Annotated in this window: 22 protein-coding genes; all 22 read right to left on the bottom strand. The window is 47.8% G+C overall.

From position 1 onward, the window contains the following. Positions 1-78: 78 nt before the first annotated feature. The 22 genes from QBE55_11590 to rpsB all read right to left on the bottom strand — a co-directional run bounded on the left by QBE55_11590 (position 79) and on the right by rpsB (position 20,365). A complete protein-coding gene (locus tag QBE55_11590) occupies positions 79-675 on the bottom strand; it encodes a dipicolinate synthase subunit B (GenBank protein WZL78155.1) in 597 nt (198 codons plus the stop codon). Beyond that, positions 666-1,571 carry a dipicolinate synthase subunit DpsA gene (locus QBE55_11595; GenBank protein WZL78156.1) on the bottom strand — a complete coding sequence of 302 codons (906 nt, stop codon included), beginning with the start codon at positions 1,569-1,571 and terminating at the stop codon, positions 666-668. Before QBE55_11595 ends, QBE55_11590 begins: the two co-directional genes overlap by 10 nt. A 185-nt stretch (positions 1,572-1,756) precedes the next feature. After that, complete coding sequence (locus QBE55_11600) at positions 1,757-2,479, bottom strand: polysaccharide deacetylase family protein (protein ID WZL78157.1); 723 nt, start codon at positions 2,477-2,479, stop codon at positions 1,757-1,759. A gap of 106 nt (positions 2,480-2,585) precedes the next feature. Next, complete coding sequence (locus QBE55_11605) at positions 2,586-4,685, bottom strand: polyribonucleotide nucleotidyltransferase (GenBank protein ID WZL79932.1); 2,100 nt, start codon at positions 4,683-4,685, stop codon at positions 2,586-2,588. A 211-nt stretch (positions 4,686-4,896) separates the two neighbouring features. Further along, positions 4,897-5,160 carry a 30S ribosomal protein S15 gene (gene rpsO / locus QBE55_11610; GenBank protein WZL78158.1) on the bottom strand — a complete coding sequence of 88 codons (264 nt, stop codon included), beginning with the start codon at positions 5,158-5,160 and terminating at the stop codon, positions 4,897-4,899. A gap of 106 nt (positions 5,161-5,266) precedes the next feature. Continuing rightward, the gene (locus tag QBE55_11615; protein ID WZL78159.1) at positions 5,267-6,202 is read right to left on the bottom strand and encodes a bifunctional riboflavin kinase/FAD synthetase; all 936 of its coding nucleotides are present in this window, start codon (positions 6,200-6,202) and stop codon (positions 5,267-5,269) included. 7 nt (positions 6,203-6,209) lie between these two features. Continuing rightward, a complete protein-coding gene (gene truB / locus QBE55_11620) occupies positions 6,210-7,115 on the bottom strand; it encodes a tRNA pseudouridine(55) synthase TruB (protein WZL78160.1) in 906 nt (301 codons plus the stop codon). Positions 7,116-7,118: 3 nt separating this feature from the next. Then, the gene (locus QBE55_11625; protein ID WZL78161.1) at positions 7,119-8,111 is read right to left on the bottom strand and encodes a bifunctional oligoribonuclease/PAP phosphatase NrnA; all 993 of its coding nucleotides are present in this window, start codon (positions 8,109-8,111) and stop codon (positions 7,119-7,121) included. Beyond that, the gene (gene rbfA, locus QBE55_11630; protein WZL78162.1) at positions 8,077-8,454 is read right to left on the bottom strand and encodes a 30S ribosome-binding factor RbfA; all 378 of its coding nucleotides are present in this window, start codon (positions 8,452-8,454) and stop codon (positions 8,077-8,079) included. Before rbfA ends, QBE55_11625 begins: the two co-directional genes overlap by 35 nt. A gap of 13 nt (positions 8,455-8,467) precedes the next feature. Continuing rightward, entirely contained in the window at positions 8,468-11,002 is a 2,535-nt protein-coding gene (gene infB / locus QBE55_11635) for a translation initiation factor IF-2 (GenBank protein ID WZL78163.1), read from the bottom strand. Continuing rightward, positions 10,980-11,273: a ribosomal L7Ae/L30e/S12e/Gadd45 family protein gene (locus QBE55_11640; GenBank protein ID WZL78164.1), complete on the bottom strand. Its 294-nt coding sequence runs from the start codon at positions 11,271-11,273 to the stop codon at positions 10,980-10,982. Before QBE55_11640 ends, infB begins: the two co-directional genes overlap by 23 nt. 43 nt (positions 11,274-11,316) lie before the next feature. After that, the gene (locus QBE55_11645; GenBank protein ID WZL78165.1) at positions 11,317-11,595 is read right to left on the bottom strand and encodes a YlxR family protein; all 279 of its coding nucleotides are present in this window, start codon (positions 11,593-11,595) and stop codon (positions 11,317-11,319) included. After that, positions 11,592-12,713: a transcription termination factor NusA gene (nusA, locus tag QBE55_11650; protein WZL78166.1), complete on the bottom strand. Its 1,122-nt coding sequence runs from the start codon at positions 12,711-12,713 to the stop codon at positions 11,592-11,594. The genes QBE55_11645 and nusA overlap by 4 nt, the downstream gene beginning before the upstream one ends. A 22-nt stretch (positions 12,714-12,735) precedes the next feature. Beyond that, positions 12,736-13,200 (bottom strand): ribosome maturation factor RimP, encoded by a 465-nt coding sequence (gene rimP / locus QBE55_11655; GenBank protein ID WZL78167.1) that lies wholly within the window; start codon positions 13,198-13,200, stop codon positions 12,736-12,738. 231 nt (positions 13,201-13,431) lie between these two features. Further along, the gene (gene rseP, locus QBE55_11660; GenBank protein WZL78168.1) at positions 13,432-14,463 is read right to left on the bottom strand and encodes an RIP metalloprotease RseP; all 1,032 of its coding nucleotides are present in this window, start codon (positions 14,461-14,463) and stop codon (positions 13,432-13,434) included. Between the two features lie 13 nt (positions 14,464-14,476). Further along, positions 14,477-15,658, bottom strand: coding sequence for a 1-deoxy-D-xylulose-5-phosphate reductoisomerase (locus QBE55_11665; GenBank protein ID WZL79933.1), 1,182 nt, complete (start codon positions 15,656-15,658; stop codon positions 14,477-14,479). 25 nt (positions 15,659-15,683) lie between these two features. Next, on the bottom strand, positions 15,684-16,490 hold the full coding sequence (locus QBE55_11670; GenBank protein ID WZL79934.1) for a phosphatidate cytidylyltransferase: 807 nt from the start codon (positions 16,488-16,490) through the stop codon (positions 15,684-15,686). Between the two features lie 26 nt (positions 16,491-16,516). Next, positions 16,517-17,296 carry an isoprenyl transferase gene (locus QBE55_11675; protein ID WZL78169.1) on the bottom strand — a complete coding sequence of 260 codons (780 nt, stop codon included), beginning with the start codon at positions 17,294-17,296 and terminating at the stop codon, positions 16,517-16,519. A 277-nt stretch (positions 17,297-17,573) separates the two neighbouring features. Then, positions 17,574-18,128: a ribosome recycling factor gene (gene frr / locus QBE55_11680; protein WZL78170.1), complete on the bottom strand. Its 555-nt coding sequence runs from the start codon at positions 18,126-18,128 to the stop codon at positions 17,574-17,576. A 3-nt stretch (positions 18,129-18,131) separates the two neighbouring features. Next, positions 18,132-18,860, bottom strand: a complete 729-nt coding sequence (pyrH, locus tag QBE55_11685; protein ID WZL78171.1) for a UMP kinase — start codon at positions 18,858-18,860, stop codon at positions 18,132-18,134. Between the two features lie 59 nt (positions 18,861-18,919). After that, positions 18,920-19,567 carry a translation elongation factor Ts gene (tsf, locus tag QBE55_11690; GenBank protein WZL78172.1) on the bottom strand — a complete coding sequence of 216 codons (648 nt, stop codon included), beginning with the start codon at positions 19,565-19,567 and terminating at the stop codon, positions 18,920-18,922. A 96-nt stretch (positions 19,568-19,663) separates the two neighbouring features. Further along, positions 19,664-20,365, bottom strand: a complete 702-nt coding sequence (gene rpsB, locus QBE55_11695) for a 30S ribosomal protein S2 (GenBank protein ID WZL78173.1) — start codon at positions 20,363-20,365, stop codon at positions 19,664-19,666. Positions 20,366-20,693: the final 328 nt, after the last annotated feature.

Consider the following 20,693-nt stretch of genomic DNA (forward strand, 5'->3'; position numbering starts at 1 on the left):
CCTCCCGTTCTGTCCTATTTCTCTTGTATGCATCCATTTTTACTCTATCAATTATACAACAAAATCAATGTGTTTTTCTTATGGATTTCCTTTTTTCTCAATTAAGACAGGCTGAATCTGTGATTTTTCCATTGCCCTCCCGGACGCTTCCAATATCTGAGTCATATCCGACACCAGGGAATTCGGCTTTTTTGACGGATTATCCTGAAATATGGGAACCAGAAAGACATTTTTCAGATTCAAAGCCATGCCGATATTCCTTGCATTGTTGCCAAGGCCATCGTTGGTGGCTACTGCAATCAGCAATGGCCTCTGATTCCTCAGATGCGCCTTGGATGCCATCAATACAGGCGTATCTGTTATCCCGTTTACCAGTTTTGCCAGCGTGTTTCCGGTGCAGGGCGCGATGATCATCAGATCCATTTTTCGAACGGGTCCGAAAGGCTCTGCTTCAACTATAGTATCCACCGGCTCCCGCCCGGTGATATCCACGACCTTTTCCCGAAAGGCACGGGCTGTGGTAAACCGGGTATCGGTTGTGGTTATGGCAGTGGAAAATACGGGGAAAAGCTCGGCTCCTTCTTCTTTCAGCAACTTTATCTGGGGAAGCACTGCATCCAGCGTACAAAAGGACCCGGTTACACAAAATCCAATCTTTTTTCCTTTCAACAACAATTTGATCCTCCTCCCGTTCCATCGTCCTGAAAGTGGCGTTCCAAAATATCCATGGTACTCTGACAGATCACCCATGCAGCACTTTTGGGTGCGACAAGTCCCGGCAGACCGGGATTCTGCGTGGCATGGATTCCCAGATCTGATGCCGCTTTAAAATCCACTCCTCCGGGATGGGATGCCAGATCAAGAATCCTGCACTCCGGTTTGATTTTGGAAAGCCTGGAACGATCCAGCAATACAGCCGGTACCGTGTTGAAAATAATATCCTGAGTTCCCAATACACCATCCAGTTTATCAAGAGGCACCGCCTGACATCCGCTTTCCTCGATCCAGACAATATCCCCGCTGTTGCGTGCCTCCACCGTAACATGGGATCCAATTCCCGGCAACATGCGGGAAAGGGCCTTTCCAATCCGTCCATATCCCAGAATCAGCACATTTGCCTGGTAGAGGGCCATATCGGTTTGTTCCATGGCCCTCTGAACGGCACCTTCTGCGGTCAGAATGGCATTTCGAACGGAAAAGGCTTCTTCCTTCAGAATATCATAACAGGAAAATGGATAAGCATCCAAAATCTCAGAAAATGCCCTGTCTTCTTTTCCAAAAATAATCACTGTGCCCGGCCTCAGATTTGGAAACAGGGATGTAAGCTCTACATCCGGATAAGGATCCGGAATATGGATTGTCCCCGAGTTTCCATATGGGACAGGAAGCATAAGCACATTGCAGTTCAGCAATTCCGGATCCAATGCTTCAAAAATGCAAACGTTTTTTTCATGCGCAATATCGTTCCAGCCAAAGGCATAGATAGGAAAGCCATTCTGTGCCAGTATGGAAATAGCCTGTTTCTGACGATTGTCTCCTCCAAGAAAGGTAAATCTTAATTCCTGCTTCATGCTGAAACCTCCCTTTTCTGTTACCATAGTATGACGGTTCCAAAACCGGTGTGCATGGCGTTTACGGGGACAATGATCCGTTTCCTGCTGAAAACAACGGGTTTTACTGACAGTTGGCTTCGTTCATAAAAAAAAGAGGTATTCCATACCTCTGTTGACAAGCCCTTTTATTTGGATGAATGGAGTCATCCCTGAATGGCATCGGAAACCGTTCCGATATGATAACCCAGTTCCTGAAGCTTCCCGATGATGACGGGAAGCACCGTGACGGTATCCGCGGTGGGATGCATCAGAATCAAAGCGCCGTTATGGGGATTTTTCATTACCCGTTGCAGGATCTTTTCTTTTCCGTCCCTTTTCCAGTCAATGGTATCAATACTCCACATTATGGTCCGATAGCCAAGGGAATCCGCAGCCTGCAGGGTCGTATCGTTGAATTCTCCATAAGGAGGGGCAAACAGCGTGGTTTTGATGCCTGTTTCCGCTTCAATCACCTTTTCCGTATCCAGAATTTCTTTCCGGTTCCCATCCAGGTTCAGATTATTGTGATGCTGGTGACTATAACCATGATTTCCAATCTCGTGTCCTTCCCTTGCAATCCGATTCATCAGGTCCGGGTTGCCTTTGGCCCATTCCCCTCCGATAAAGAAGGTAATGTGGATGTCCTTTTCCTTCAGGACATCAAGCATCGGCTCAATATATTCCGTGCCCCAGACCACATTGCATTCCAATGCAATATTCTGCTTGCTTTCCTTTCCCTGGTAGATCGCCGCATTCTCCGTCGGATTCAGTACAGTCCCGGCGCCTTCCGAACGGAGAAACAGCCATACAAGCAAAAGAATTACCAAAACAATAAGGACAAAAAGAATGATTTTTCTCCTGCGAAAGGAAAGAAAAAGCACCTTCATCTGTCCCACCCCCATATCTTTTCATCTACTTGTATTGATATTCATTCCATAAAAAGATATGAACAAAAAAGGAAAACATAAACTTAAAAAAGTTTATGTTTTCCTTTTACCGGTTTTCGTTTCGGTGATGATCGCCGAGCCTTTTCCCGGAACTTTCTTTCCGCGACCGATCGGATCCGGGCGGAGCCGGTATGGTATCCTTATGGGAAAGATTAATGCGTCCCTGGCTGTCAATCTCAATGACCTTGACGGTTAATTCATCCCCTACCCCGACAACATCCTCGACTTTGTCCACTCGGTTATGGGCCAGCTTGGATATGTGAACCAGGCCCTCCTTGCCCGGAAGTATCTCCACAAACGCACCAAAGTTCATGATTCGCTTGACCTTTCCGGTATAAACTTCTCCGACTTCCACGTCCTTTGTAATGTTTTCCACAATTTTCAGTGCTTTTTCCGCTGCAACTGAATCCGGAGAAGAAATATAAACATGTCCATCCTCTTCGATATCGATCTTCACCCCGGTCTCTGCAATGATCTTGTTGATGACCTTGCCGCCGGCACCAATTACATCACGGATTTTATCGATAGGAATCGTTGTCTGAATGATCTTGGGGGCATAAGGCGACAGAGACTTTCTTGGCTCGGGTAAAACCTGCAGCATGGAATTCAGAATAAACAGTCTGCCTTCCTTTGCCTGAGCCAGTGCCTGTTCCAGGATTTCACGACTTATCCCCTTGACCTTGATATCCATTTGAATGGCTGTAATGCCTTTGGCCGTTCCGGCAACCTTGAAATCCATATCCCCCATGAAATCTTCCAGACCCTGAATATCCGTCAATATGACCACTTTACCGGTTTCCTCATCCTGGATCAGCCCCATGGCAACGCCGGCAACCGGTGCCTTAATCGGTACACCAGCATCCATCAGCGCAAGGGTACTCCCGCAAACGCTTGCCTGGGAGGTGGATCCATTGGAGCTTAAGACCTCAGACACCAGTCGAATGGTATACGGAAATTCGTCTTCCGAAGGAATCATGGGCTCCAGTGCCCGTTCCGCCAAATGTCCGTGCCCAATCTCCCGTCTTCCCGGCGCTCTGGGACTTCTGGCTTCACCAACGCTGTATGGCGGAAAATTATAGTGATGGATATAACGCTTGGACTCTTCCTCCCAGAGCCCGTCCAGGATCTGTTCGTCTCCCAGGGCCCCCAACGTGCATACGGTAAGCACCTGAGTCAGTCCCCGCTTGAAAAGTCCGGATCCATGCGTCCTGGGCAGCAGCCCGACCTCAGAGGACAGGGGGCGCACTTCATTCATGGCCCGTCCGTCCGGACGGATGCCATCCTTCAAAATGCGTCTTCTTACGACTTCCTTGGAGATATCGTGGATCACATCGGCGATTTGCCCGCTGCATTCCGGATAAACATCTGCGAAATGATTCCGGACATCCTCCGTTACTGCATTCATCTTTTCATCACGCGTCTGCTTGTCCATTTCACTGATGGCAGTGGTAACTTTCTTCGTGGCGTAATCCCGTACCTCCTGATTCAGGTCTGCTGTAGGAAGAAATGAAATGTAATCCATTTTGGGCAATCCCACTTCCCGGACGATATCCTCCTGAAAGGCGACCAGCTCCCGGATGTACTTATGACCAAAGAGGATGGCTTCCAGCATTTCGGACTCCGTTACCTCGCTGGCTCCGGCTTCCACCATCATAATGGCGTCACCGGTACCGGAAACGGTAAGATCCAGCCTGCTTTTCTTTCTTTGGTCATTGTTTGGATTGATAACATATTCTCCATCCACCATCCCTACGGAAACGGACCCCGTTGGTCCGGCAAATGGAATGTCGGATATACTCAGGGCAACAGAGGAACCGATCATTGCAAAAATCTCCGGCGGATATTCCGGATCAATGGACAGTGCCGTCGCAACAACCACCACATCATTCCGGAATCCCTTAGGAAACAAGGGCCGGATCGGTCGGTCAATCAGCCTGGAAGTCAAAATGGCTTTTTCGGTTGGCCTGCCTTCCCTTTTGATAAACCCGCCTGGAATTCTGCCTACTGCATACATCTTTTCTTCAAAATTCACACTGAGCGGGAAAAAATCGATATCATCCCGGGGGGTGTCCGATGCCGTGACTGTGACCAGAACCACGGTATCACCGTATCGTACCATACATGCTCCGTTGGCCTGCTCGGCCATTTTTCCGATTTCCACCGTTAAGGACCGGCCTGCCAGATCTGTTTTGTAAATTTTATGTTCCAAATTGCGACCTCCTTTCACATCACTTCCGTATCCTGTTGATACGGTGCGGTACCTGTATTATTTCCACGGCCTGTATTATTCATCCTGAGGACAAAACACAGGTACGCCTTAATACATGCAAAATAAGAGAGCGGAAACTCCGCCCCCGCTATTTTCTCAAATTCAATTCCTCGATGATCTTTCTGTAACGATTGATATCTTTCTTTGCCAGATAATTCAAAAAGCCTCTTCTGCGCCCAACCATCATCAACAATCCTCTTCTGGAGTGATGATCCTTTTTGTGCAACTTGAGATGCTCGTTTAAATGGTTGATTCGCTCTGTCAGAAGGGCAATCTGCACTTCGGCTGAACCGGTATCCCCATCATGGAGCTGATAAGTTTCGATAATCTCTTGCTTTCTTTTCTGATCCATGAATTTCACCTCCTCATCCTTTATCCCCATAATCCCAGTAAAACGTCGGAGATGCGAAGAACCGGGAAAATGGTTTACTGGCCTGTAAGCCACAAAGTTTATTTTATCATAACCAATTGGAAATGTAAATCAACTTTTTGACATTTTTTACGTCCTGCTGCATCTGCTTTGCCAAATCCGGAATGCCCTCAAATTTCATTTCCCCCCGCAGACGGATAAGAAAGGAAATATTGAGCGTCTGCCCATATAGATCACCATCGAAATCCGGAAGGTAAGTTTCAATGCTCAGCCCCTTCGCTGAAAAGGTGGGATTTTGTCCTACATTGGTCATTCCCCAGTACATTTTCCCATTCAAACGGCATTTCGTCAGATAAACTCCGAATTTTGGAAGGACCTTTCGATTGGAAAACTGAAGGTTTGCAGTGGGAAAACCCATCTTCCTTCCCCTTCCATATCCGTGAATCACCTTTCCCTTGATGCAATATGGTCTGGTCAGCATCTTTGCAGCTTCCTCCACTCTGCCTTCTGAAAGGGAGCTTCGAATCAGGGAGCTGCTCACCACCCTATCTCCGAATCGGACAGGGGGAACACAGATCAAATCCCAGCCTTTCTCTCTCGACTCCGCCTCCAGAAAGGTTTTGTCCCCGGTTCCCTGATATCCAAAATGAAAATTAAATCCGACGACAATGGTTTTAATATGGTATCTATCATACAATTGATCCATAAAAACGCGTGGCGTTTGATGTAAAAAAGCATGATCAAAGGAATTCAGTACCAAAATATCAATTCCCAGTCTGGAAAATTCCTTTATTTTTTCGCTCAGAAGCATAATCTGGGAAGGAGCCTTTTCCGGCTCCAGAACCTGCAGTGGATGAGTTAAAAATGTATAGACAATGGTTTGGCGGCCATATCGTTGCTTTTGCTTTTTCAGTTCTGCAATCAGTTGACGATGTCCCTGGTGGATGCCATCAAAAGTGCCAAGTGCAATGGCGCAGGGCTGGCTTATTCTGTTATTTTTGTCATAATTAAAAATTACCCTCATAATCTCCTCACAAAAGTACACTCTTCATTCTTATGAACTCATTTTTGCCGGTTGACTGGCAGTATCCAATTCCCATAAAAGTCTTTCCGCAGAAGATGCAGCAAGGCTCTCCGGGGGCAATGCCAACCATGCTGCTTTGAACGGATTCCACACCAACGGAATTTCCATGAGAGATCTTTTCATGGCATTCCTCCTTCAGGACAATGGTCGGCAGAATCGGATTCAAAACCGTCTCCATTGGCTGGATCAACCGGAACAAATGCCCATGCTCCATGGCCAGCAGAATTTCATCCAGTGAGTTGGATTCCTGAACGGAAAACGATCCGGTTCCCGTACGGATCAGAAAACTCATCACCGCACCGCATCCAAGATCGTTGCCGATATCCCTGCACAATGCACGGATATAGGTGCCTTTGGAACAGGAGACTTCAAACTGTATAGAATCAGGCGGATGATAGGAAAGCAACCGTATTTGATGAATCCGTATTCTCCTTGGGGGAATCTCCAGCTCAACGCCTTGTCTGGCCAGCTGATAAAGCTTTTTTCCTCCCATTTTGATTGCGGAATGCATGGGTGGGATCTGATCCGACTCACCCAGAAAAGACATCATAGATTCCACAATTTGCTTTTCTGCGGGGAATTTATCTGTTCTTGCAGTCACCTTTCCGGTCAGATCGGAAGTATCCGTCTGAATACCCAGTTTCATACCGCAGCGATATACTTTGTCCTGGTGCATGAGATAATCAGATATTCTGGTTGCCTTTCCCAGGCATACAGGCAAAACACCGGCCGCTTCCGGGTCCAGAGTTCCGGTATGGCCGACTTTCCGGATTCCCAGTTTTCTTCTCAGGTAAACCACAACATCACTGGATGTCATTCCGGGAGGCTTCAGGACGTTGATTACACCGTTCAATCCTTATACCCACTCCTTGTATCGGGAATGAAATGCAGCAAGTATTTCATTCCTTGCCTCAGTCAGACTTGTTGCAATATTTGCCCCGGAGGCTTTATTATGACCTCCTCCGCCAAACAGCCCAGCCAGCTTATTGACATCCATATCCCCCTTGGAACGAAAACTGGCTTTTGTGGTGCCATCCGGCATCTCCCGGAGAAAGATGCCCAGCTGGACACCTACAATGTTCTTTGCATAGTTTACAATGTTTTCCGTATCAGAATCCTTTGCTCCTGCCTCATGAAGATCTTCCCTGGATATTGTCATCAGGGCAACTTTTCCATTCTCATAAAGCGTGAGGGAGTTCAAGGCCTTCGACAAAAGACGAATTCTTTCCACACGATAGGATTGATAGAGAAAATCGTTGATTTCCTCCACATTTATGCCGCAATCCACCAGTTCTGCAACAATACGGTACGTATCGGAAGTGGTATTGCTGAAGGAAAACCGGCCACTGTCCGTACTGATCGCGGTATAAAGGGCTTCTGCCGTATATCTTCCAATGGTACCGGGCATGCGGACGGCAATTCGGTAGACGATCTCACCGGTTGCCGATGCTTTTGGATCCACATAATTTGCTTGCGCAAAGTAAGTATTACCGGGATGATGATCAAGATTCATGGTATGTCTGCTGTTCCGGAAAGCGGCAGAGCATATCCCCATACGTTCCATGTCGCTGCAGTCCACTGCAATGGCAAGATCATAAGGCTGCCCCATCCTTTCTTCCCGTTTAAAATCCGTCAGGCCACGCAGAAAACCCAGTGTCGCTGACGGAGAGTCCTGGCAAAAAAGGGAAACGGATTTTCCGCCTTCCCGCAGCATATCTGCCAGGGCAAGGCAGGATCCTATGGTATCTCCATCCGGCATGATATGGGCAATTATGGCAATTCTTACGGACTCTTTCAGGAGGGAAAGGGCGGTATCAATCGTCATTTTTATTTTCTCCATTCCCCTCATTCTGATGAATCTCCTTTATTTTTTTGGAAATTTCCACACTGTATTCGATGGACTGGTCGGGTATAAACTGCAATTCCGGCGTAAATCGGATACTCAGACGTCTGGCCAGTTCGCTGCGAATAAATCCGGAAGCTTTCTTCAATCCTTTCAGGGTGTTTTCCCTGTCTTCTTCTGTGTCCATGACGCTGAAATGGATCCTGGCATAGTGCAGATCACCGGAGACCTCCGTTTTTACGATGGAAAACAGTTTTGAAATCCGAGGATCCTTGACTTCGGTACGAACAATCTCACTGACTTCCCTGGTAATTTCTTCTGAAATCCGATTGATCCGATATTGGGCCATTCTTCATCATCCTTTATCTCTTGATTTCTTCCTGAACAAAGGCTTCAAAAACATCGCCTTCCTTGATGTCATTATAGTTCTCCAGTCCGATTCCACACTCGTAATTGGAGGCTACCTCCCGGACGTCATCCTTGAATCGCTTCAGGGATTCTATCTTTGCCTCGTTTACAACAACACCATCCCGGACAATCCGAACACTGGCACTTTTGGAAATTTTCCCATCGTTTACATAGCAGCCTGCTATCGTCCCCGTACCGGATATCTTAAAGGTTGTCCGTACAGAGGCATGGCCGATGATGACTTCCCTGAATTCCGGATCCAGCATTCCTTTCATGGCAGCTTCGATATCCTCGATAGCCTGATAAATCACCCGATAGGTACGGATATCCACGCCTTCCTTCTCTGCCAGATCCAGGGAGCTCATGGACGGCCTGACATTAAAGCCGATAATGATGGCATCGGAGGCCACGGCAAGCAAGACATCGGATTCTGTAATGGCGCCGACACCGTCATGAATGGCCTGAACCCGGATCTGATCGTTGGACAATTTCTCCAGAGCCTGCTTGACCGCTTCTGCAGAGCCCTGCACATCCGCCTTGATGATCAGGTTCAGATCCTTTATCTCACCTTCCTTGAGCTGACTGAATAATTCATCCAGAGTCGCTTTTGGTGCAACTTTAACCTGCTCGGCCTTCTTTTTTGCTTTTCGTTCCTCACTGACTTGCTTTGCCAGCTTATCATCCTCCACGGCATAAATGATGTCTCCAGCATCCGGGACATCATTCAGCCCCAGTACCTCAACCGGCATGGAAGGGCCTGCCTTTTCGATCCGCTGTCCCTTGTCGTCCATCATGGCGCGGACTCTCCCATAAGTTGTCCCGGCCACTATGGAATCGCCTACACGCAAGGTTCCATTCTGTACCAGTATTGTCGCCACCGGTCCGCGGCCCTTGTCCAGCTGGGCTTCAATAATGGTGCCTTTCGCCAGCCGGTTTGGATTCGCCTTGAGGTCCTGCACTTCTGCCACCAGCAGAATCATTTCCAGTACATCCGATATGCCTTCCCCTTTCAGGGCAGAAATCGGTACGGCTATGGTATCACCGCCCCATTCCTCCACTACCAGACCATGCTCCGACAATTCTTTCTTGACCCGGTCCGGATTGGCGCCTGGTTTATCCATTTTATTGATGGCAACAATGATGGGTACCCCGGCTGCCTTCGAATGGTTGATTGCTTCAATGGTCTGAGGCATAACCCCGTCATCGGCTGCCACCACCAGGACTGCCACATCCGTAACCTGGGCTCCTCTGGCCCGCATGGAAGTAAAGGCTTCATGACCGGGTGTATCCAGGAAGGTAATCATCTTATCCTGGACGTTTACCGTATAGGCCCCGATGTGCTGTGTAATTCCTCCGGCTTCTCCTTCAATTACGTGGGAATGACGGATGGCATCCAACAGAGAGGTTTTGCCATGATCCACATGTCCCATTACCGTTACGACAGGAGGGCGCTTGATAAGATTCTCCCCCGTGTCCTGGGTGTCTTCCTCCTTCAACTGTTCTTCGTAGGTCCTTACCGCTTTTCGTTTCAGCTCAATATGAAACTCGGAGGCAATCAGATTCGCCGTTTCGTAATCCAGATCCATATTGATGGTCGCCATAATGCCAAGACTCATCAATTTCTTGATGATTTCCGCCACCTGTATTCCGATTTTTTCGGATAGTTCCTTTACGGTGATCCTGTCACCCATGGTTATGGCTTTTTTCCGTTCCGGTATCACCATGGCGGAATGGGATTTGTTTTGTTTTCCCTTTTTGGCCTTTCGGCTTCGTTTGGTTAATTTATGATAATTGGATTCTTCCCAGTAATCTTTTCTGCTTTTCTTATTTTTGCCTTTGCCTGGGCCACTATATCGGCCGGATCCCTTTCCGCTGTCGCTTTTCTCTTTTTCTGCAGTCACGGGAGGCTGTGCCAAAAACTGGCCCACGATATCCCCGCTGTGAGGATTTCCGCTTCTTTTTGTACGGCCCTCTTTACGGGGACTGTCAGATTTTGGTTTACCGGAACGATTCCCGTTCTCCTGCGTTTCACGATGTCTGCGGTCCTCTGGCTTTGTCGCCTTTTGATTTTTCCTGTTTCGATCCTGCAATGGTTTCCGGCTCACGGATTCCTTCTTTTTTTGCTCTGCCTTCTCTTGCTTTGGCTGCTCTTTTTGCTCTCTCTGCTGCTCTGAAGCCTTCTCTGCAGACTTTTGTCTGGACTCCTGCTCCTTCAGAGCGTTCGTCTGCTCTTCCCTTTGCTTTTCCTCTTCCTGCTTCTGGTCTTTCAGTCGGGATTCCTCCTCCTGACGCTTTCGCTCTGCAGCCAATGCCTGCTGCCGCTTTTTTTCTTCCAACTCGCGGGCTTCCCTCTCTGTTTTTGCTTTTGCTTCATTCAGTAAATGGATGTACTGATCCACATCGGACTTCAGTTCCTCCACCTTACCGATAAGCTCTCTGGCATTTCTGTTTACCTTTTTTGTTGTATCATACACTTTGATTTTTGCCATTTTCATCACCCCCGTGCTGGATTTCATTCTGTTCTTTCAATAGCATATCCTTAAAGGATCGGTCCAATATGACCAATACTGTTCTGTTGTATTTACCAATCGCCCTGCCGAGCTGCTCCCTGGTCCCTGCGATGATCACAGGCACCTGGCAGGCATGGCTCAGAGAGGAAAAATTTTTTATTGTCGCTTCGGAAGCCTCGCTGCTGATGATAACCAGCCGGGCTTTGCCGGATCGGATATTTTTTTCACACAGCATACTTCCGGAAATCACTTTTCCTGCTTTTTGACATAGTCCCAACAGAGAAAAAAACTTTTCACCGATAGGATTCACCTTCATTCAATTGTGTTTTCAGCTTATCATATACTTCCTGCTCCATCTTCTGATGAAAGGCCTTCTCCAGTAACCTGTTTTTTGCTGCCTTGTCAATGCAGGCTTCCTTCCGGCAAAGATAGGCTCCCCGTCCCGGGGCTTTACCCTTTGGATCCAGCTCAATGGATCCCTCCGGGCTTTTCACGACACGAATCAATTCCTTTTTCGGCATCATCTGACGACAACCAATGCACATTCTCATGGGAACTTTTCGCTTTTTCAATCGGGTTCACCGTCCTCCGGATCCACCTGCTCCTGCCCTCCCATTTGTTCATTCATCTCTTCCGGTATCGGATCTTCATAGGATGGACGGATCTGGGATTCACTTTTTATGTCAATCTTCCAGCCTGTCAACTTGGCAGCCAGTCTGGCGTTTTGTCCTTCCTTCCCAATGGCAAGTGACAATTGATTGTCCGGTACAATGACCATGGCGGATTTTTCCGATGAGGAAGGCAAAACATTCAGAACCCTGGCAGGACTCAGGGCACTGGATATATACTCCATAGGATCTTCACTCCATTTGATGATATCAATCTTTTCCCCACGGAGTTCCTCAACGACTTTCTGGACACGAATTCCTCTGTGGCCGACGCAGGATCCAACCGGATCAATGTTCGGATCTTCCGCATAAACCGAGATTTTGGTACGGGAACCTGCTTCCCGCGAAATATTTTTTATTAATACTTCTCCTTCCGCTATTTCCGGAACCTCCAGCTCAAACAATCGCTTGACCAGACCGGGATGAGAGCGGGAAACTGTAATCTGCGGCCCCTTTGTCGTTCTTTTTACCTCCGTGATATAGACCTTAAGGCGATTGTTGACCCGGTACCTCTCTCCCGGCATCTGCTCACCAGGAGGAAGGATGGCTTCCGTTTTATCCAGATCAATGAATACGTTCCGCTTCTCCACACGTTGAACCAATCCGGTTACAATTTCATTTTCCTGCTCACTGTATTTATTGAAAATCTGTTCCCTTTCCGCTTCACGGATACGTTGCACGACAACCTGCTTTGCATTCTGAGCTGCGATTCTGCCGAAGTGCCTGGGAGTTACTTCCACATCCACGATGTCATCCAGCTGGGCTCCGGGGCTTAGTTTCCTGGCTTCTGTCCCGTCAATCTCCAGCAGGGAATCCTGGACTTCCGGCACGACTTTCCTTTGGGAAAATACCCGGACATCTCCGGCCTGACGATCAATGATTACCTTCACATTGGGCGCAGAGCCAAAATTCTTTTTATATGCGGATACCAGGGCCGCTTCGATGGCCTCCAGCAGGACGTCCTTGTCAACGCCCTTTTCCCGGCATATTTGCTCAATCGCTTCTAAAAACTCCCCAGACATTTTTCTCCTCCTTGACAGCTGCTTAAAATTCTATCGACAATCTGACAACAGCAACCTCTGATCGCGGGAAGGAATAGACTTCTTTCTGATCCCGGATTATCAATTGATCGTCCTTCCATCCAATCAGTTCGCCTGTAAACTTTTTTTTGCCTTTCCTTGGCCGGTACAGGGAAACATCTACCCTGGAGCCTTTGTATCGTTCAAAATCAGAATCTTTTTTCAGAATCCGGTCCAACCCCGGAGAAGAAACCTCCAGAAAATAGCTGTGAGGAATCGGATCGTTCTCGTCCAGCAATTCCCCGAGCCGTTCACTTACTGCCTGACAATCCTCCACTGTTACCCCATCGGGTTGTTTGTCGATATAGATACGCAGGTACCATTGGCTTCCTTCCTTTTTGTACTCAATATCCACCAACTCGCAGTTCAAGTCCTCCACGACGGGAAGTGCCATCTGCTCCGTCAGGTGCTCCACTCTGCCTTTTGACATGATTCCCTCCGTAAACTCATTTTCAGGCAGGTTGAATTCCTGCCTATGCTTTATTCTTTCCCAATTTCATCTATAACATGAAAGAGTGGGTTTGACCCACTCTATCGCCGAATTCCTATTCACACCTCATAAAGTATACCATTCAATCGGAAGATGTGCAAGAGTGAAATAAAAATCCCGCCACACCACAACAGTCGCATGGACCGGCTGCAGCGTTATCCCCACGGTTCATCAGAATCGTATGATATCCTTGTAGGTTACCACAACCATCAATATCATCAGCAGGACAAAGCCGATCAGGTTAAAATAGCCTTCCCTGTTCTGATCCATGGGCTTCCCCCGCAGGCCTTCCACTACAAGCAAAAGCAGCTTTCCTCCGTCCAGTGCCGGAAAGGGGACCAGATTCATGATTCCCAGATTAATCGTAATAACAATGCCCAGATTCAGAAGCTGCTGTATCCCGGCCTGGGCTGCCTTCCCGATTTCACCGACAATACCCACCGGGCCTGTCAGGCCATTTATGCCAGTCCCGGAAAAGATCAGGTCCTTCAGTGCGGTAAGCATCACGCCGATTAACTGGAAGGTTTGCTGAAACGACATGCCAATCGCTTCAAAGAATCCTGGTTTTCTGGTCCGTACCTTGAAATAAAAGCCAAGTTGATACCGGTTGTTTTCCTTATCGTAGCTGGGAACAACATTCAGATGCTTTGTTTGCCCGCTTCGTTCAAAGGTAACCCGAAATGGATCCGATCCGTTTTCATTGATATAGGAACGGATTTTCTGCACGGCTTCCGAATCCTTCAATCTGGAAACATCCATATCCCCAACAGATAAAATGCGGTCCCCCGGATGCAAACCGGCCTTTTCGGCAGGATAACCGGAAATGACATCTTCTATGATGGGAAGGTCCGCATCATAGATGCCGAACGTAAAGGAAGAAACCGTCAGCAACACAACCGCCAGCAGGATATTCATCAGTGGACCTGCAACAACGACAGCTATCCTTTTCCATACTTTGGTGTTATTGAATGCCCTGGGATCATCACTGTCTTCGTCTTCCCCCAAAAACCGCACATAACCGCCTATGGGCAACAGACGCAGGGAATATTCCGTTTCCTTACCGGGAATCTTCAACAATCTTGGCCCCATACCAATGGATAATTCCTCGGCATAAATTCCAACACTCCTGGCAACCAAAAAATGTCCCACTTCGTGAATCATTATCATGATACTGAAAAAGGCCAAAGAGATTAAAATCTTCATCTACCATCATCCTTTATTGTAATAGATCTCTGGTTTCCTGATCCGCCCCAAGAATATCCTCCAGAGAAGGGGAAGAAACCACCCGATGGGATCCCATGGCCTTCTCCACGATTTGGGGAATATCCGGAAAGGATATGGATTCTTTCAAAAATTTCTGCACGGCGACCTCGTTGGCGGCATTCATCACTGTCGGCATGGTACCGCCGATCCGGGCAGCTTCCATTGCCAGAGCCAGGCCCGGAAACCGGGAAACATCCGGTTTTTCAAAGGTAAGACTCCCCAGCTTAAAAAAGTCGACAGAAGACAGCCGGGTGGGAAAACGTTCCGGCCATGTAAAGGCGTAGAGAATGGGCAGCCTCATATCCGGCATCCCCATCTGAGCAAGAATCGCACCGTCCGGAAACTCCACCATGGAGTGAATGATGCTTTGGGGATGGACCAGAACTTCGATCTGATCCAAATCCACTCCAAAAAGCCATCTTGCCTCAATGACTTCCAGCCCCTTGTTGATCAGTGTGGCGGAATCCACTGTAACTTTCTTTCCCATATTCCACCTGGGATGTTTCAAAGCACTGGAAACCCGGACATGGCGGAGACGTTCCCGGTCATACCCGCGGAAAGGACCACCGGAGGCAGTCAATAAGATCCTGCGGATGGGCGGAGGGTCCGATTCTCCGGGAGCCCAGAAGGGATGGGCCTTCCCCTTTCCTCCGGGATTTCCCTGAAGACATTGGAATATAGCGGAATGCTCACTGTCCACAGGCAGAATCCTGGTATCCGTTTTTTGAGCTGCATCCATGACCAACTGTCCGCCGGTCACCAGGGATTCCTTGTTCGCCAGGGCAACACAGTTCCCCGCCTCAAGGGATGCAATGGTGGCCTCCAGACCGGAAATTCCCACAACCGCCACCAGGACCATGTCGATATCCGGAAGAGAGGCAATTTCTGTCATGGCTTTTCTTCCTGACAGGACTGCCGTCTTATGGGGAAGCCGGCTTTTCAGAGCTTTGGCCCTTTCGGGAAGAACAACACCGACTTTCCCGGGATGAAACCGCAGAACCTGCTTTTCCAGTACATCGATATTTTCATAGGCGCATAAGGCCTTGATTTCAAATTCCGTCGGGTATTGTCCCAAAATGTCCAGAGCCTGGGTTCCAATGGAACCGGTGGAGCCAAGTACAGCAATTCTTTTAATGTGATTCTCCCCCTTCCTGTTTATATCAAATCAAAAATAACAGGGAATAAATATATACCACAGGCAGGGTGAACAACAAGCTGTCAATCCGATCCAGAACTCCGCCGTGCCCCGGTATGATATTCCCATAATCCTTTATCCCGCAATATCTCTTGATGGCAGAAGCCGTCAAATCCCCTATCTGGGAAACGGAACCACCCAGCAGGCCAATGGCGGCAAAATGGATCCAGGCAATATGACTATGATACACCATGTTTAAAACAATCCCGGTCAGGATAACAAAAAGGACACTGCCTGCCAGACCGCCTGCACTTCCTTCCACTGTCTTACCGGGGCTGATGGAAGGACATAACTTTTTCCTGCCGAATTTCCTTCCGACAAAATAAGCAACCGTATCTGTGGCAAAAGTGGATGCCAGAGCCAATATCAGCAGGTAATTCTCATGCGTAAAATCCCGGAGAAGGAATGCAAACACCATGGCTATGCCGGGATAGAAAAAGCCAAGCACCGTTACAGCCATATCATTGGGATGTACATCCTTTTTCCATACGCACAGGGACAATGAAAAAATTACCATGGCCATTGTAAAGACAAAATCATATTTGCCTGACCAATGCAGATGCTGCAGATAGAAAATAACAATCATCAGATAACCGGCCCGACCTTGAGGCACGTATCCCTTTTTGCCAAAAGCAGAATAAATCTCCCTGGCACCGATCAGCGCGATTGCGACCAGAAACAGATCAAATACCCATCCTCCGATCCAGAGCATCAAAATCAAAAGGAGCACGCCAATCCCGCCAAACAATATTCTGGTTTTCAGCTCACTCATCTTTTCCAACCCAAGACCTCCTCTTCTCACTTAATTCCTCCGAATTTCCGTACCCGTTTCTGATACTCGGCAAGAGCTTTTAAGTACTGATCCCGGGTGAAATCCGGCCAATAAAGATCCTTTCTTGTAAAAAGCAGTTCCGTATAGGCGGACTGAAAAAGCAGAAAATTGCTTAGACGATATTCACCGCCGGTCCGTATCAGCAAATCGGGGTCCGGTATGCCATCCGTCTCCAGGTAATGAGAGAACTGTTCCTCATCAATGTCTTTCACGGAAAGCCTGCCACGGGATACATCTTCCGCAATCGCCCTTGCAGCCAGGATAATCTCCATTCTGCTTCCATAATTGATTGCAATGTTTACCTGCAGGCCCTTGTTTCTGCGAGTTGTTTCCATGGCTTTGCGGATCTCCTTCCCCGCATCGGAAGGGAGCTCCTCCAATTGGCCCAGCATATGGATCCTTACTCCATTTTCGTTCAGCTCCTCAATCTCTTTCTGCAGGAACTCCACGATAAGAGACATCAGGTAGCGGACTTCCGACTTTGGTCTCTTCCAGTTTTCCGTGGAAAAAGCATAGAGTGTCAAATATCGGATACCCAGTTCTGAAGATGTCCGGATGACACTGCGCAGGGTTTCCACACCCCGGCGGTGCCCTGTCGTTCTTGGTAAACTCCGGAGATTGGCCCAACGGCCGTTCCCGTCCATAATGATGGCAACATGCACTGGTAACGGTTTGGAGCGGACCTTTGCATACAAATCCCGGCTATGTTTTCTATTTTTTCCCATAGCAAGACTTTTTAAACCCATTGATCATCTCATCCTTCTCTTTCGTCTCCCACACGATGAAAAAGCAGCCAGATGCTGCTTTTTCATTCCAACCCCTGAAAGGGAGAAACGGTAAATTCCAGCTGATTGTCACCTTTACTTCTCTGCCGGATGACCCGACAGATGCGGTCGGATGGTGCAACATCCATTCGATTTTTTGGAGGGCCATAATAAAGGATCTGATATTGGGCTTCCGGATATTCCGATGCAAGGACTCCCTTTACGCTTTCCAAAGTTCTGCCAATAAAATCAGGATAGGTTAAAATTCCAGTATCTCCTTTTCTTTATCCTTTACGATTTCGTCCACCTTTTTAATGTGATCATCGGTCAGATCCTGAATTTTGTTCTCCCAGCTCTTTTGTTCATCTTCTGTAATCTCAGACTGCTTTTTCTGCTTTTTTATGGTATCATTGGCCTCTCTCCGGATGGCGCGGATGGCAATCTTGGATTCTTCCGCATATTGGCTTACGGTTTTTACCAGTCCCTTTCTTCTTTCTTCTGTCAATTCCGGGAAAATAAGTCGGATGACCTTCCCATCGTTGTTGGGAGTGATGCCGATATCCGATTTCAGGATCTCCTTTTCCACCAAGGGGATCATCCTGGACTCCCAGGGAGCAATAACCAGTTGCCTCGGCTCCGGAGTGGAGATATTTCCAATCTGATTGAGCGGAGTGGGAGTGCCATAATAGTCCACCACAATGCGGTCCAACAAATGAGGATTTGCTCTGCCGGCTCTTATGGCTGCCAAATTGGATTTCAACACCTGCAATGTTTTCAACATTTTGCTGTTTGCTTCTTTGTACACTTCCTCCATGACTTATTCCTCCTTTATCACCGTTCCGATTCTTTTACCCAATACTGCAGCTTTTATATTGCCTTTCTTTTTCAGGCCAAAGACCTGTATCGGTATTCTGTTTTCCATGCACAGGGTAATGGCTGTGGTATCCATAACGGCCAGGCCGCGGTTAATGACTTCAATATAACGGATGCGGTCCAGCTTTTTCGCATTTGGATTTTTATTGGGATCATCATCGTAAACCGCATCGATGTTCTTGGCAAGCAGGATCACTTCTGCTTCGATCTCCGCAGCACGCAGAGCTGCTGTGGTATCCGTTGAAAAGAAAGGATTTCCTGTACCACCGGCAAAAATAACAACTCTTCCTTTCTCCAGATGGCGGATTGCCCTTCTCCGGATGTAGGGCTCTGCTACCTCCCGCATTTCAATGGCTGTCTGGACCCGGGTCTGCATGCCTTTGTTCTCCAGGGCATCCTGCATGGCAAGGGCATTGATGACTGTGGCAAGCATGCCCATGTAATCCGCTGTACTCCGGTCCATGCCGACGCCGCTTCGCCCTCGCCAGATATTGCCGCCTCCGACAACAATGGCAACCTGTACGCCCAGATTGTTGATTTCAATGACTTCATCGGAGATATCGTTCAGGATATCGTAATCAAAGCCGTGGCCTGCCCTGCCGGCAAGCGCCTCACCGCTCAGCTTCAGCACGACTCTGTTATAGATGGGTTTGTTGGTGTTTTCTACATTCATATGAAATCTCCTTCTTCCCTCTTAAAAAAAGAGAAACACGAAGTGTTCCTCTTCTCCTTTCAACCCTGAGCCTGGTCCATAACTTCCTTTGCAAAATCGTTCTGTCTCTTTTCCAGTCCTTCTCCCATTTCATACCGGACAAATCTTCGGATACGGATATTTTCGCCAATCCTGGCAATTTGTTCGTTTACAATATCCTGGATGGTCTTGTCCGGATCCTTGACAAATGCCTGCTCCAAAAGGCATATTTCCTTGAAATATTTTTCAAGACGGCCTTCCACCATCCGATCGACAATTTTCTCCGGCTTGCCCTCACTTAATGCCTGCGCCCTGAGAATCTCGCTTTCCCTGGCTACATCCTTTTCCGGGACGTCCTCCTTGCTGAGATACTGTGGATTGGTTGCAGCAACATGCATTGCAATATCTCTTACGAAAGACTTGAATTCCGGTGTTTTTGCAACAAAGTCGGTTTCACAGTTCACTTCAACCAGAACGCCGATCTTGCCGCCCATGTGGATATAGGACTCCACGATTCCTTCCGCCGCGATACGGTCGGCCTTTTTTGCTGCAGCCGATATTCCCTTTTCCCTCAGGATATCGATTGCCTTTTCTTTATTGCCATCTGCTTCCTGCAATGCCCTTTTACAGTCCATGATACCGGCACCGGTCATTTCTCTCAGCTCTTTCACGCTGGATGCAGAAATCATATTATTTTCCTCCTTCAAGTAAAAATAAAATACAAATATTCATTAAAAAAGGAAGAATGGAGCCCTGCCACCCCGTTCTTCCCCATGCAATCCAAACTATTCTTCGCTCATCTGCTCGCCTTGACGGCCTTCCAGAACAGCATCGGCAATCTTGGATGCAAAAAGCTTTACTGCACGAATCGCATCGTCATTGCCGGGGATAACATAATCCGCCTCATCCGGATCACAGTTGGTATCCACAATCGCTACCACAGGGATGCCCAGATTTCGAGCCTCTGCAATGGCAATATGTTCTTTTCGCGGATCCACCACAAACAATGCAGCGGGTAAATTTTTCATTTCCCGGATACCACCCAGATTCTTTTCAAGCTTTCCCCGCTCCAGACGCAGCTTGATGACTTCCTTCTTGGGAAGTACATCGAAAGCGCCATTTGTTTCCATGTCATCCAGTTCATTTAAACGGTCGATACGCATACGTATGGTCTTGAAATTTGTAAGCATACCGCCCAGCCATCTTTGGTTGACATAAAACATACCGCAGCGTTTTGCTTCGGTTTCAATGGACTCCTGAGCCTGCTTCTTGGTACCGACAAACAGAATATCCTTTCCGTCCATAACAGTATCCCGGATAAAATGATAGGCTTCCTCCAACATGCGCACGGTCTTTTGCAGATCAATGATATAAATACCATTCCGATCCGTGAAAATGTAAGGAGCCATCTTGGGATTCCATCTGCGGGTCTGATGTCCGAAATGAACACCTGCTTCCAGAAGCTGTTTCATTGTAACAACAGCCATTTGATTTCACCTCCTCGAGTTTTTCCTCCCCTGCCATCGTCTTGCCCTGTAACCTGAAACAGGCACTCACAGCACAATCCGGCAAGGTGCGTAATCACAATTCTTAGTATAACATACCTGATTTTCAGAATCAATACCCGATCTGTCAGAATTAGTTTCGCGTGAATAGAAAAAGTAACATCCAGAGTCAAGCGACCTCATTGGACCTAAGCCTTACGGTAAATTCCAGAAAGCCCTCAAACGCCGGAATCCCGTTCTTATTTCTGTGGATTTATTTCTAACCCATCTCTGCAGATGAAATGAGGCAGCTGGTCTCCCATGATAAACC

It is taken from the genome of Eubacteriales bacterium mix99 (genome assembly GCA_038396605.1).
Taxonomy (GTDB): Bacteria; Bacillota; Clostridia; order Caldicoprobacterales; family DTU083; genus UBA4874.